The organism is Monashia sp. HAY1-2A (genome assembly GCF_056755315.1).
This window is the reverse complement of record NZ_JBNDHY010000015.1, coordinates 1-12,337: the sequence shown is the minus strand read 5'-3', so window position 1 is coordinate 12,337 and position 12,337 is coordinate 1. Positions and strand designations below refer to the sequence as shown.

Below are 12,337 nucleotides of genomic sequence, written 5' to 3'. Positions count from 1 at the left end.
CAGAAGGACCGGACGACAAGCGTGTCCGGTCCTTCTGGATGTGTGGAGCTGAGGGGACTCGAACCCCTGACCCCCTCCATGCCATGGAGGTGCGCTACCAGCTGCGCCACAGCCCCTTTCGGGTGTCGTCTCCGTGAGGCGACTGCGTAACCATAGCGGGTTCCTCGGCCCGATCCCAAATCCGGTGACGGACCGCCGGACCGGGTCCGGCCGGGTCCGCAGCCGACCCGGTCAGACGGTCCAGGGGCCGAGGTTCCAGCCGCCGATCCGCCACCGGGAACGCTCCGAGAAGCTCTTGGCGACCTCGACGAGCTCGATCCAGTGACAGTTGTCGAGCCCCCGGAACACGGCGTCGGCGACGTCCTGGTCCAGGCCCACGAGGTCGCTCGCCGCGACCCGCGCGGACACCCCGTGCGCCACGACGACGGCCGTCTCGCCGGGTCGCAGCTGCTCGGCCACCTCGCGGAGCGCGGCACCGGCGCGCGCGGCGACGTCGGCCCGCGTCTCACCCGTGACCCCGCGCGGGGCGTCCTCCCCGCGGTCCAACGCGGCGACGACGTCGGGGAAGCGTTCGCGCACCTCGTCGGCGTGCAGGCCCTGCCACTGCCCGACGTGGACCTCGCGGAGCCGCTCGTCGAGCCGGACGGTGCGCCCGGTCAGCGCGGCGATCGCCGCAGCCGTCGACGCGGCGCGCTGGAGGTCGCTCGAGACGACGAGCGCCGGCTCGTACGCCGCCAGGTGCGGCGCGGCGGCCCGCACCTGGGCCAGCCCCCGCTCCGACAGCGGGGTGTCCTTGTGCCCCTGCCAGATGCGGGCGGCGTTGTCGACCGTCTCGGCGTGCCGGACCAGGACGATGCGGCGCGGGCGCGGCCGGCCCGGCGCTGCGGCGCTCACGCCTCGTCGTCGGACGCGGCGTCGTCCCCGGGCCGGGCCGGCGCGTCGACGCGCGTCAGGTCGATCTCGGGGCAGTCCTTCCAGAGCCGCTCGAGGGCGTAGTACTCGCGCTCCTCCTCGTGCTGCACGTGCACGATGATGTCGCCGAAGTCGATGAGGACCCAGCGGCCCTCGCGCTCCCCCTCGCGGCGTACCGGCTTGCTGCCGAGCTCGCGCAGGCGGTCCTCGACCTCGTCGACGATGGCGCCCACCTGGCGCTCCGAGGCGGCCGAGGCGATGACGAAGACGTCGGTGAGCGGCATCTGCTCGCTGACGTCGATAGCGACGACCTTCTCGGCGATCTTCTCCTCGGCCGCGGCCGCGGCCGCCTTGGCGAGCTGGAGCGAACGGTCTGCTGCGGTCACTGGTCTCCTTGTGGTGCACCGACGGGGTCGGTCTGCGCGGCATAGAGCCGGTACTTGTTGATGTACTGGACGACGCCGTCCGGCACGAGGTACCAGACCGGCTCGCCCGCGGCCACGCGCGCGCGGCAGTCGGTGGAGCTGATGGCCATGGCCGGCACCTCCTGGAGCGTCACCCGGTCCTCGGGCAGGCCGGAGTCGGACAGCTCGTGACCGGGGCGGGTCACGCCGATGAAGTGGGCGAGTGCCCAGAGGGACTCCGAGTCCTTCCACGACAGGATCTCGGCGAGCGCGTCGGCTCCTGTGATGAAGAACAGCTCGTCGTCCGGTCGCTCGACGGCGATGTCGCGCAGGGTGTCGATCGTGTACGTCGGCCCGGGCCGGTCGATGTCGACGCGGCTCACGGTGAAGCGGGGGTTGCTCGCCGTCGCGATGACGGTCATGAGGTAGCGGTCCTCGGCGGGTGAGACGTCCTTGTCGGCCTTCTGCCAGGGCTGCCCCGTGGGGACGAAGACGACCTCGTCGAGACCGAAGAGGGACTGGACCTCGCTGGCGGCGACGAGGTGGCCGTGGTGGATCGGGTCGAACGTGCCACCCATGACGCCGAGGCGCATGCTCAGTGGTGCGGTCCGTTCGGGTCGACGGGCGTGCCGTGGGAGCCGTGCTGGCGCTGGCGGCTCTGGCCCACCTTGTAGGCGGTGTTGCGGAAGCTCCACGTCACGCCGAGGGCGACGAGGAACAGCGTGAAGGCGATGATGAAGTAGGCGATCACCGGCATGGGAAGCTCGCGGGTGGCCTCCTCCGTCTCGGCGGCCAGGGCGAGGACACGATCAGACATGGGGCCAGCCTATCGTCCGGGCGCGGCGCAACCACGCGTGGCCGACGGACCCGAAGGGCTCGTCCCCACGGCCGACGGCTGCGAGCACGGCGTCGCGGCTCGCCTCGGCGAGCCTCACGACCTCGGGCGGGTAGCCGAGGGCGACCCGGTGCTCGTCGAACTCGTCCTCGTCCTCGACGAAGAGGTGCCCCTCGCGGGTGAGGACGACGTCGAGGTCGAGGTCGACCATCGTCACCTCCCACTCGGGACCGTCCTCGCCCCAGTGGTCCAGGGCCGGGTCCCGACGCTGCCAGTGTGCCGTCGTCGTCATGTCGACGTAGACGACGACGTCCCTCTCGACCGGGTAGAAGCCCGCGGCCCAGCCGCGGCCCCTCGGGGCCAGGGAGACCCAGTCGTACGGCTCGTGGAGGTCCATGCCGGGCCGCACGCAGCGGGTGCCGGGCGGTGCGTACCACCAGTGCCCGTGCTCGTCGGCGCCGATGTAGCGCCCGGTCCACTGCCAGTGCGGCCCCCCACCCCACTTGGTGAAGCGGGCCGCGACCGGGGTGCCCGGGGCCACCCCGCCGGGCGGCAGGCCGGAGCCCGCCGGCCCGTCGGGCCCGCTCTCGCTGCCGGCGGCACCGGTCGGACGCATCACCCCGCGCACGCTAGTGCCGCATCCGCCCGAGCGCGACAGCCGGCGCACAGCGGCGTGACAGGGAGCACCCATCCGCGGCCGTACCCTTGTTCGCATGGTTCCCGAGCTGTCCGTCGTCATCCCGATGTACAACGAGGAGGAGGTGCTCCCCCTGCTCGTCCAGCGGCTGCGTCCGATCCTCGACGGTCTCGGCACGCCGTACGAGGTCGTCGCGGTCGACGACGGCAGCAAGGACCTCACCGCAGCGCTGCTGCAGCGCTACCACCGCGAGTGGCCGCAGCTGCGCGTCGTGCGCCTGCGCGCGAACGCGGGCCACCAGGCCGCGATCTCGGCCGGGCTCGTGTGCGCCCGTGGCGACTACGTCGTGACGATCGACGCCGACCTGCAGGACCCCCCGGAGATCATCCCCCAGATGCTCGCCGCGGCGAAGGACGACGGCGTCGACGTCGTCTACGGCGTGCGCAACGACCGCTCCACGGACACGTGGTTCAAGCGCGTGTCGGCGCAGTCCTTCTACCGGCTCATCAAGGTCATGTCGCCGACGAGCGCGCACGCCGACGCCGGGGACTACCGCCTCATGTCGCGCGCCACCGTCGATGCCATCAACGGTCTGCCCGAGCACAACCGCGTCCTGCGCTTCATCGTCCCGGCGCTGAACTTCCCGTCCGACACCGTCGAGTACAAGCGGGAGGAGCGCGCGGCGGGTGACTCGAAGTACCCGCTCATGAAGATGATCAAGCTGTCGCTCGACTCGCTGACCGGCTTCTCCACCGCCCCGCTGCGGGTGGCGACCTTCGCCGGCTTCGCCGGTGCCGTCCTCGCCGTGCTGCTGTTCATCTACACGCTGGTGGCTCGCGCCCAGGGGCACACCGTGGCCGGTTGGACCTCGACGGTCGCCATCGTCTCGGCCGTCGGCGCCGTGCAGCTGGTCTGCGTCGGCATCCTCGGCGAGTACATCGGTCGGATGTACGCCCAGATGCAGAGCCGGCCGACCTACTTCATCGCCTACGACTCGATGACGGCCTCCGCCGCCGGTCACGGTCCGACCGACACGCCCCTGCCGGCGCAGCCGACCGACGCCCACATCGTCGGCCGCGGCCCCGAGGCAGCCGAGCACACCGCGGGCGCCGCCGAGCCGGTCCGGACCGTCGACGACGGCCGCAGCTCCGCCCAGGCGGGTCAGCTGCGCGGCTGAGCCCGGACGAGGAGGCTGACGCCGGGCAGCCCGCCCACCGGCAGGTACCGCTCGGCGGTGATGATGGCGCGCAGCCCGAGGTTGACCACGGGGTGCAGGTCCTCGAGGTCCGAGCCGGAGCTGTTGCGGCGGCGCATGGCGACGACCGGCCGCAGCAGGACGTTCCACGACCGCACGTCGGCCACGTCGAAGCCGCCCCGGTCCAGCAGGTCGAGCAGACCCTCGCGGGTGTAGCGGCGGACGTGGTCGACGGCGACGTCGTGGCTCGACCACAGCCGCGGGTCGGCCGGGACGGCGACGAGGTAGGTGCCGCCGGGACGCAGCACGCGCCGGACCTCGGCGACGGCGGCGTCGTCGTCGTGCAGGTGCTCCAGGACGTCGAAGGCGACGACGAGTTCGAGCGAGTCGTCGGCGAGCGGCAGGTTGGTCGCGTCCCCCCGCAGGGTGGCCAGCCCGCGTTCGTGGGCCACCTCGGCACCGTCGGCGCCGTACTCCAACGCGACTGCGTCCCAACCGTGTCGGCGAAGGACGCGGGTGTTGCCGCCACCGGCCGCACCGATGTCGATGGCGCGTCCGGGGGTCAGACCGGAGATGGCCCGCGCGAGCAGGTGGCGCCGCTCGCGGTACCACCAGTGCTCGTCCTCGAGCTCGGCGAGCTTGCGGACCTCGGTGCCTTCCATGACGGCACATCATGCCATCAGCGCCGGCGCGCGCGGCGGCGCGGTCACCGGACGGTCGCGACCCGCGTCAGCGCACGTGCCCGTCCCCCTCGACGACCCACTTGGTCGTCGTCAGCTCGGGCAGGGCCATCGGCCCGCGTGCGTGCAGCTTCTGCGTCGAGATGCCGATCTCGGCGCCGAACCCGAACTCGCCGCCGTCGGTGAACCGCGTGCTCGCGTTGACCATGACGGCGGCTGCGTCGACCTCGGCCGTGAAGCGCCGCGCGGCGCCCCGGTCCTCGGTGACGATCGCCTCGGTGTGCCCGGTCCCGTACCGGCGGATGCGGTCCATGGCCTCGTCGAGGTCCTCGACGACAGCGACGCTCATCTCGAGGCCGTGCCACTCGGTGCCGAAGTCGGCCTCGGTGGCGAGGTCGTAGGCCGCGCCGGCCGCCTCGGCGTAGTCGGTCACCTCGGGTCCGACGTGCAGGCGCACGCCGGCGCCGGCGAGGTCGGTCAGCGTCTTGGGCAGGAAGTCCGCGGCGACGTCCCGGTGCACGAGCAGGGACTCGGCCGCGTTGCAGACGCTCGGCCGGTGCGTCTTGGCGTTGAGGGTGATGGCCCGGGCCTTGTCGAGGTCGGCCGCCCGGTCGACGAAGACGTGGCACACCCCGACGCCGGTCTCGATGACCGGCACCGTCGACTCGGTGACGACGGTCTGGATGAGGTCGGCACCGCCGCGCGGGATGACGAGGTCGACCTTGCCGCGGGCGGTCATGAGAGCGCGCGCGGCGTCGCGGCCGCCCTCCTCGAGGAGGTTGACGGCATCGGCCGGGAGGCCTTGGGCTGCAAGGGAACCCCGCAGCGCCTCGACGAGCGCGTGGTTGCTGCTGGCGGCGGCCGACCCGCCGCGCAGGATGACGGCGTTGCCCGACTTGAGGCCGAGCCCGGCGGCGTCGACGGTGACGTTGGGCCGGGCCTCGTAGATCATCCCGATGACGCCCATCGGCACCCGCACCTGGCGGATCTGCAGCCCGTTGGCGAGGGTCGAGCCACGGACCACCTCGCCGACGGGGTCCGGCAGCGCGGCGACGTCGCGCAGCGCCTGGGCCACGGCGCCGACCCGCTCCTCGTCGAGGCGCAGGCGGTCCTGGAGGCTCTCGGACATGCCCTGCGCGCGACCGCGCTCGAGGTCCTCGGCGTTGGCGGCGACGATCGCCGGGGCGGCCGCGTCGACGGCGTCCGCGAGCGCGAGCAGCGCGGCGTCCTTCTCGGCGCGGGACATGAGGGCGAGCCGGCGGGACGCGACACGCGCGCCCTCGGCCACCCGCGTCACGTACTCGACGACGGCGGGGTCGATGGTGCGTTCCATGGTCCAAGGGTAGGTCGGCCCGGCGGCGTCCCACGCACGCCTTTCGCGACGTGGGACCTGCCGCCGCGCGGGGGTCACGAGAAGACGCCGCTGTAGGCGTTGAGGGCCGGTTGTCCCCCGAGGTGCGCGTAGAGGACGGTCGACCCGGACGGGATCTCCCCCGAGGTCACGAGGTCGACGAGGCCGGCCATCGACTTCCCCTCGTAGACCGGGTCGAGGATCATCCCCTCGAGACGGCCCGAGAGCCGGATCGCCTCGACGGTCGACTCGACGGGGACGCCGTAGAGGTCACCGGCCCAGCCCGCCAGGACGGTCAGCTCGTCGTCGCGCAGCTCGCGTTCCAGGCCGATGAGCGAGGCCGTGTGCCGGGCGATCCGCGCGACCTGGTCCCGGGTCTTCTCGAGCGTCGCGGAGGCGTCGATGCCGATGACCCGGCGCGGGCGGCCACCGGCGTCCTCCAGCGCGGCGAAGCCCGCCACCATGCCCGCGTGCGTCGAGCCGGTGACGGTGCAGACGACGATGGTGTCGAAGAAGACGCCGAGCTCCCGCTCCTGCTCGGCCACCTCGTAGGCCCAACCGGCGAAGCCGAGCCCGCCGAGGCGGTGCTCGGACGCGCCGGCGGGGATCGCGTACGGCGTGCCGCCCGCCGCCTCGACCTCGGCGACGGCCTCCTCCCACGAGGGCCGGATGCCGATGTCGAAGCCGTGCGGGTCGAGCCGGACGTCGGCTCCCATGATCCGCGACAGGAGGATGTTGCCGACGGTGTCGTTGACGGGGTCGTCCCAGTCGACCCACCTCTCCTGGACGAGACGACACCGGAGGCCGAGCTTTGCGGCGACCGCGGCCACCTGTCGCGTGTGGTTGCTCTGGTAGCCGCCGATCGACACGAGGGTGTCGGCACCACTGGCAAGCACGTCGGGGACGATGTACTCGAGCTTGCGGGTCTTGTTGCCCCCGAAGGCGAGGCCGCTGTTGACGTCCTCGCGCTTGGCCCACACCTCGGCGCCACCCAGGTGGGTGGTGAGGCGGTCGAGCCGGTGCACCGGGCTCGGCCCGAAGGTCAGCGGGTAGCGCTCGAAGTCGTGGATCGACATGGTGGGTCTCCTTGCGGTGCGGGCGTTCTCGGACGCGTGTGCGAGCGAGGGATGGAAGGCTCTGGCGCTCAGTCGTTCTCGGACTCGAGGCTCTCGATGAGCGGGCGCAGCGTCTCCCAGGTCTCGTGAGCCGCCTGTCCCGCGGCGCTCGCGTCGCCGGCGGCGCAGAGCTCGACGATGCGGTCGTGGAGCGCCACCGAGGCCCGTCCGGACAGCGAGCCGAAGCGCAGCCGCTCGAGCCGGCGCAGGACCGGTGTGAACTGGTCGAGGACGCTCTCGACGGCTGCGTTGGCGGCGGCGCGCACCGTGACGGCGTGGAACGCGTCGTCGGCGGCGACGGCGGCGTCGGCGTCGCCGCGGCTCAGGGCGTCGGCGAAGCGCTCGTTCGCAGCACGCATCGCCTCGAGGTCGGCCGCGCCCAGCTGCGGCACCGCGAGCTCGACGGCGAGCCGGTGCATCGACGCGACGACAGCCTGCGCGTCCCGGATGGCGCGCGCGTCGAGGCCGGCGACGGTCGTCGAGCGGCCCGGCGCGGCGTGCACGAGCCCGGCCTGGGCCAGCCGCAGCAGGGCCTCGCGGACCGGGGTGCGACTCACCCCCAGCCACGCGGCGAGCTCCTGGTCGCGCAGCTGTTCCCCTGGCGTCAACGTGCCGTCGACGATCGCCTCGCGCAGGCGCCGGTGCACGTCGTCGCGCAGCAACGGCCGCGGTGGCACGACCTCGGCCGGAATGGGCATGCGATATATTGCACATCGCCACGGTGGTCTGTCAACACCGCGCCCTACGGCCGTGTCCACCACCCGAGACCCCGCACTGCGGGCGCTCGACCGGGTGGCTAGGGTGGGTGACGTCCTTCACGGGAGTCCGGCGCACCGGGCTGAGAGGGGGCTGACGCGGCCCTGACCGTCCACACCTGATCCGGATCATGCCGGCGCAGGGACCAAGGAGACGCGATGACGCCGCACGACCCGACGGGGCACCTCCCCCGGCTCCACGTCCTCACCGACACCCGCGACGGGCATGACCCGATGCGCGAGGTCCGGGCCGCCGTGGCCTGCCCCGAGCCCCGGTCGCTCGCCGTCCAGGTGCGCGCCAAGGAGCTGACCGACCGCGCCGCGCTCGACCTGACGCTCCGGGTGCTGGCGGTCGCCCGGCCGGCCGGCGTCCTGGTCCTCGTCGACGACCGCCTCGACGTCGCGCTCGCCGCGGGCGCCGACGGCGTGCACCTCGGTGCCACGGACCTTCCGGTCGCACGGGTGCGGGCGCTGGTCCCGGCCGGCTTCGTCGTCGGCGCCACGGCCCGCGACGCGGCCACCGCGCGGGCCGCCGAGGCGGAGGGGGCCACCTATCTGGGCGTCGGTCCGGCGTACGCGACGACGACCAAGCCCGGCCTGCCCGACCCCCTCGGGCCGGCGGGCGTCGCCGCCGTCGCGGCCGCGACCCGGCTGCCCGTCGTCGCGATCGGGGGCGTCGACGCGTCCCGCGTCCCCTCGCTGCTCGGGGCCGGGGCGCACGGCGTCGCGGTCGTGGGCGCACTGAGCACCGCGGCCGACCCGGCCGCGTCCCTGGCGGCGCTCCTCCGGGCGCTGGCCGGCGCGGACACGAACCCGCCCCTCCCCTCGGGGTCCCCACCACCGATCGACCCGTCGACGCCCCTGGCGTCGGCGGTCGGGAACGGGTCGACCGGCGCCGCGTCGTGACGGCCGAGGAGCCGAACCCGGCGCCCGCGCGGCGCGTCGCCGTCCTCGGCGGCGGGGTCATCGGGTTGTCGTGCGCGTGGCGGCTCGCCCGACGCGGCCACGTCGTCACCGTGCTCGACCCGGCCCTCGGCACGGGCGCCAGCCACGCGGCGGCCGGCATGGTCGCACCGGCGAGCGAGGCGGTCTTCGGCCAGGACGCCCTCCTGGCCGCGGGGCTCGTCTCGGCCCGGGCGTGGCCCGAGTTCGCCGACCAGCTGGCCCGTGACGCCGGACGACCCCTCGACCTCGCGCCGCGCGGGACGCTCCTCGTCGCCTTCGACGCCGACGACGCCTCGCACCTCGCGCGTCATGCCCACCTCCTCGAACGGCGCGGCTGCCGGGCCGAGCGGCTCACGGCGCGGGCGGCGCGCCGCCTCGAACCGGCGCTGAGCCCACGGGTCACGGGAGCCCTGCGTCTCGAGGAGGCCGCCGTCGACCCGCGGGCCGTCGTCGCGGCGCTCGCAGACGCGTTCGTGGCGCACGGGGGCACCGTGCTGCCCGTGGCCGCGGAGCCGGTGTTGCGCGACGGACGGGCCGTCGCGGCACGTCCCGTCGGGACCGGCTTCGGCCCGGGCGGCGCCGCGGCAGACGTCGACATCGACGCCGACGTGGTCGTCGTCGCGGCGGGCTGGTCGGCACCGGCCGCCCTCCGCTCCCTCGGCCACCCGGTCCCCGTCCGCCCGCTCAAGGGCCAGGTGCTCCGGCTGGGCACCACCGGCGACGTGCTGGGCCACACGGTGCGTGCCACGGTCCACGGCCGTGAGGTCTACGTCGTACCGCGACCGGACGGCGAGGTGGTCGTCGGGGCCACGAGCGAGGACGTCGGCGAGGACACCACGGTCACCGCGGGTGCCGTGCACGACCTGCTGCACGACGCCGTCGACGTCGTGCCCGAGCTCGCGGAGGCGGACTTCCGCGAGGCGACGGCCCGGCTGCGTCCGGCGACGCCCGACAACCTCCCGCTCGTGGGCCCGACCTGCGTCGAGGGGCTGCTCGTGGCCGCCGGGCACGGTCGGGACGGCGTCCTGCTCGCGCCGCTGACGGCCGAGACGGTCACCGCCCACGTCGACGGCCGCCCACCCCCGCGGCCGGCCCTCGCCTTCGACCCCGTCCGACTCTGCCCGTCCCCCGACCCGAAGGAGCACGCGTGACCGTCCACGTCAACGGCGAGGAGCGCCTCGTGCGCCCCGGCGCCACCGTCCACGACCTCGTCGAGGACCTCGGGGTGCCACCTCGTGGTGTCGCGGTCGCGGTCGACCACGTCGTCGTCCCGCGGTCCGCGTGGGCCCGCACCGTCGTCCCGGTGGGCTCCCGGGTCGAGGTGGTCACGGCCCTGCAAGGTGGCTGACGTGGGAACCGTTGCCGCGCAGGCCGGCCCGGCAGACCCCTTCGTCCTGGGCGGAACGACGTTCGGGTCGAGGCTCGTCCTCGGCACCGGCGGAGCCACGGGCCACGACGTGCTCGCGGCCGCCCTGCGCGCGTCCGGGACGGAGATGGTCACCGTGGCGATGCGGCGCGTGCCGCGGGGCGGGACCGGTGGCCTGCTCGACGTCCTCGACGCGTCCGGGGTCCGGCTGCTGCCCAACACGGCCGGCTGCCGCACCGCCCGGGAGGCTCTGCTCACGGCACGGCTCGCCCGTGAGGCCCTGGGCACCGACTGGGTCAAGCTCGAGGTCGTCGCCGACGACCGGACGCTGCTGCCCGACGTCGTCGAGCTCCTCGACGCGGCGGAGCAGCTCGTCCGGGACGGCTTCACGGTGCTGCCGTACACGAACGACGACCCGGTCGTCGCGCGTCGGCTCGCCGACGTCGGCTGTGCGGCGGTCATGCCGCTCGGATCACCGATCGGCAGCGGGCTCGGCATCCGCAACCCCCACGCGATCGAGCTGGTCCGCGACGCCGTCGACGTGCCCGTCGTCCTCGACGCCGGCATCGGCACGGCCTCGGACGCCGCGCTGGCGATGGAGCTCGGGTGCGACGCCGTGCTGCTCGCCACGGCGGTGACCCGGGCCGAGGACCCGGTCGCGATGGCCACCGCGATGCGGCACGCAGTCGAGGCCGGGCGCCTGGCCCGGCTGGCCGGGCGGGTCCCCCGGCGACACCTGGCCCGGGCCTCCTCGCCCCTCGAGGGGATGGTCGACGCGTGAGCGCGCCACGCGTGCTCGTCGTCACCGACCGCAGCCAGGTTCCCGCCGGTCGCGCGGTGCTCGACGTCGTCGCGCTGGCGCTCGACGGGGGCGCCGACGGCGTGCTCGTCCGCGAGCGCGACCTGCCGGCACCCGAGCGGGCCCGGCTCGTCGAGGCGGTGGCGATGCTCTGCGCCGAGGCGCAGGCCGGGCTCCTCGTCGCCGCTCCCCTGCCACCGGACCTCACCGTGCCGCTCGACACGGTGGGGGTGCACCTGCCCAGCCGCGACGTCGACCGGGTCCGCGAGCTCGACCCCGAGCTGGCCGGGGCGCGGCTCGTCGGCCGGTCCTGCCACCGGGTGTCCGACCTCGTGCGAGCAGCCGACGACGGGCTCGACCTCGCGACGCTCTCGCCGGTGGCACCGACGCGGTCCAAGCCCGGCTACGGGCCGGCACTCGGCCTCACCGGGCTGCGCGCGGCCCTGACCACCGCCCGACGCGTCCGCCGCACGCTGCCCGCCGTCCTCGCCCTCGGCGGGGTCGACGCGTCGAACGCGGGCGCCTGTCTCGACGCTGGGGCGGACGGCGTCGCCGTCATGGGCCCGGTGATGCGCGCCGCCGACCCGATGGCCGCGACCCGCGCCATCGTCGAGTCGGTCACTGCCTCAGGGGGGTTCCCGCCATGACGTCCACCACGCCACCCGTCGCCCTGACCGTCGCCGGCTCGGACTCCGGTGGCGGAGCGGGCCTGCAGGCCGACCTCGCGACGTTCGGTGCCCTCGGCGTGCACGGCGCGAGCGCCGTCACCGCCGTCACCGTCCAGGACACGACCGGGGTGCACGCGGTGCACGCGGTGCCCACCGACGTCGTCGCCGCGCAGGTCGAGGCGGTCCTGCGCGACCTGGCGCCGGCGGCGGTCAAGGTGGGGATGCTCGGCTCCGTCGACGTCGTGGCGGCAGTGGCCGGCTTCGCGGCGCTCGGACGCCTCCCTCGACTCGTCGTCGACCCCGTGCTCGTCGCGACGAGCGGGGACCCGCTGGCCGGTCCCGGGGTGCCGGCGGCCCTGCGCGAACTGCTCCTGCCGCACGCGACGCTGGTGACCCCGAACACCGAGGAGGCCGGCGTCCTGCTGGGCTGCCGGCCCGCCACGGACGTCGCCGGCCAGACGCGGCAGGCCCGCGCCCTCCGGGAGTCGACCGGGTGCCGGGCCGTCGTCGTCACCGGCGGCGTCGTCACCTGCCGCGACGGCACGGACCGCGTCGACGTGCTCGTCGACGCGTCCGGCAGCCACGTCCTGCGCTCCCCCGAGCTGCCGACGCGCAACGACCACGGCACCGGCTGCACCTGTCTCTTATACACATCTGACGCTGCCGACGACGGAG

16 protein-coding genes, 1 tRNA gene and 1 riboswitch are annotated in these 12,337 nt (G+C 74.5%); of the genes, 7 read left to right on the top strand and 10 right to left on the bottom strand.

Going from position 1 to position 12,337, the window contains the following annotated elements:
• Nucleotides 1-43: 43 nt before the first annotated feature.
• The 6 genes from ACPYOM_RS03830 to ACPYOM_RS03805 form a co-directional block, all read right to left on the bottom strand.
• Nucleotides 44-116 (bottom strand) — tRNA-Ala (locus tag ACPYOM_RS03830).
• Nucleotides 117-231: 115 nt separating this feature from the next.
• On the bottom strand, nt 232-894 hold the full coding sequence (locus ACPYOM_RS03825) for a histidine phosphatase family protein (RefSeq protein WP_481344943.1): 663 nt from the start codon (nt 892-894) through the stop codon (nt 232-234).
• On the bottom strand, nt 891-1,298 hold the full coding sequence (gene rsfS / locus ACPYOM_RS03820; protein WP_481342137.1) for a ribosome silencing factor: 408 nt from the start codon (nt 1,296-1,298) through the stop codon (nt 891-893). The genes ACPYOM_RS03825 and rsfS overlap by 4 nt, the downstream gene beginning before the upstream one ends.
• Entirely contained in the window at nt 1,295-1,909 is a 615-nt protein-coding gene (gene nadD / locus ACPYOM_RS03815) for a nicotinate-nucleotide adenylyltransferase (protein ID WP_481342138.1), read from the bottom strand. The genes rsfS and nadD overlap by 4 nt, the downstream gene beginning before the upstream one ends.
• Nucleotides 1,910-1,911: 2 nt before the next feature.
• On the bottom strand, nt 1,912-2,133 hold the full coding sequence (locus ACPYOM_RS03810; protein ID WP_481342139.1) for a transposase domain-containing protein: 222 nt from the start codon (nt 2,131-2,133) through the stop codon (nt 1,912-1,914).
• Nucleotides 2,126-2,767: a DUF402 domain-containing protein gene (locus ACPYOM_RS03805; RefSeq protein WP_481344965.1), complete on the bottom strand. Its 642-nt coding sequence runs from the start codon at nt 2,765-2,767 to the stop codon at nt 2,126-2,128. The genes ACPYOM_RS03810 and ACPYOM_RS03805 overlap by 8 nt, the downstream gene beginning before the upstream one ends.
• 97 nt (nt 2,768-2,864) lie before the next feature.
• On the opposite strand from ACPYOM_RS03805, the gene ACPYOM_RS03800 reads away from it, so the two are divergent.
• Nucleotides 2,865-3,965, top strand: coding sequence for a glycosyltransferase family 2 protein (locus ACPYOM_RS03800; RefSeq protein WP_481344942.1), 1,101 nt, complete (start codon nt 2,865-2,867; stop codon nt 3,963-3,965).
• On the opposite strand, the gene ACPYOM_RS03795 is transcribed toward ACPYOM_RS03800, so the two are convergent.
• The 4 genes from ACPYOM_RS03795 to ACPYOM_RS03780 form a co-directional block, all read right to left on the bottom strand.
• A complete protein-coding gene (locus ACPYOM_RS03795) occupies nt 3,950-4,645 on the bottom strand; it encodes a class I SAM-dependent methyltransferase (RefSeq protein WP_481344941.1) in 696 nt (231 codons plus the stop codon). The two genes, ACPYOM_RS03800 and ACPYOM_RS03795, sit on opposite strands and share 16 nt — an antisense overlap.
• Before the next feature lie 67 nt (nt 4,646-4,712).
• Entirely contained in the window at nt 4,713-5,996 is a 1,284-nt protein-coding gene (locus tag ACPYOM_RS03790; RefSeq protein ID WP_481344940.1) for a glutamate-5-semialdehyde dehydrogenase, read from the bottom strand.
• Nucleotides 5,997-6,070: 74 nt separating this feature from the next.
• The gene (locus ACPYOM_RS03785; RefSeq protein ID WP_481344939.1) at nt 6,071-7,090 is read right to left on the bottom strand and encodes a 1-aminocyclopropane-1-carboxylate deaminase; all 1,020 of its coding nucleotides are present in this window, start codon (nt 7,088-7,090) and stop codon (nt 6,071-6,073) included.
• 68 nt (nt 7,091-7,158) lie between these two features.
• On the bottom strand, nt 7,159-7,827 hold the full coding sequence (locus ACPYOM_RS03780) for a GntR family transcriptional regulator (protein ID WP_481344938.1): 669 nt from the start codon (nt 7,825-7,827) through the stop codon (nt 7,159-7,161).
• Nucleotides 7,828-7,936: 109 nt separating this feature from the next.
• Nucleotides 7,937-8,048, top strand: a riboswitch (TPP riboswitch).
• On the opposite strand from ACPYOM_RS03780, the gene thiE reads away from it, so the two are divergent.
• The 6 genes from thiE to thiD form a co-directional block, all read left to right on the top strand.
• Entirely contained in the window at nt 8,044-8,790 is a 747-nt protein-coding gene (gene thiE / locus ACPYOM_RS03775; protein ID WP_481344937.1) for a thiamine phosphate synthase, read from the top strand. Its footprint overlaps the riboswitch before it by 5 nt.
• Nucleotides 8,787-9,980: a glycine oxidase ThiO gene (gene thiO, locus ACPYOM_RS03770; protein WP_481344936.1), complete on the top strand. Its 1,194-nt coding sequence runs from the start codon at nt 8,787-8,789 to the stop codon at nt 9,978-9,980. The genes thiE and thiO overlap by 4 nt, the downstream gene beginning before the upstream one ends.
• Complete coding sequence (gene thiS, locus ACPYOM_RS03765) at nt 9,977-10,177, top strand: sulfur carrier protein ThiS (RefSeq protein WP_481342094.1); 201 nt, start codon at nt 9,977-9,979, stop codon at nt 10,175-10,177. The genes thiO and thiS overlap by 4 nt, the downstream gene beginning before the upstream one ends.
• Entirely contained in the window at nt 10,170-10,976 is an 807-nt protein-coding gene (locus ACPYOM_RS03760; protein WP_481344935.1) for a thiazole synthase, read from the top strand. Before thiS ends, ACPYOM_RS03760 begins: the two co-directional genes overlap by 8 nt.
• Nucleotides 10,973-11,641, top strand: coding sequence for a thiamine phosphate synthase (locus tag ACPYOM_RS03755; RefSeq protein ID WP_481344934.1), 669 nt, complete (start codon nt 10,973-10,975; stop codon nt 11,639-11,641). Before ACPYOM_RS03760 ends, ACPYOM_RS03755 begins: the two co-directional genes overlap by 4 nt.
• The coding region (gene thiD / locus ACPYOM_RS03750; RefSeq protein WP_481344933.1) for a bifunctional hydroxymethylpyrimidine kinase/phosphomethylpyrimidine kinase at nt 11,638-12,337 on the top strand (700 nt) is incomplete at its 3' end. The genes ACPYOM_RS03755 and thiD, both read left to right, overlap by 4 nt.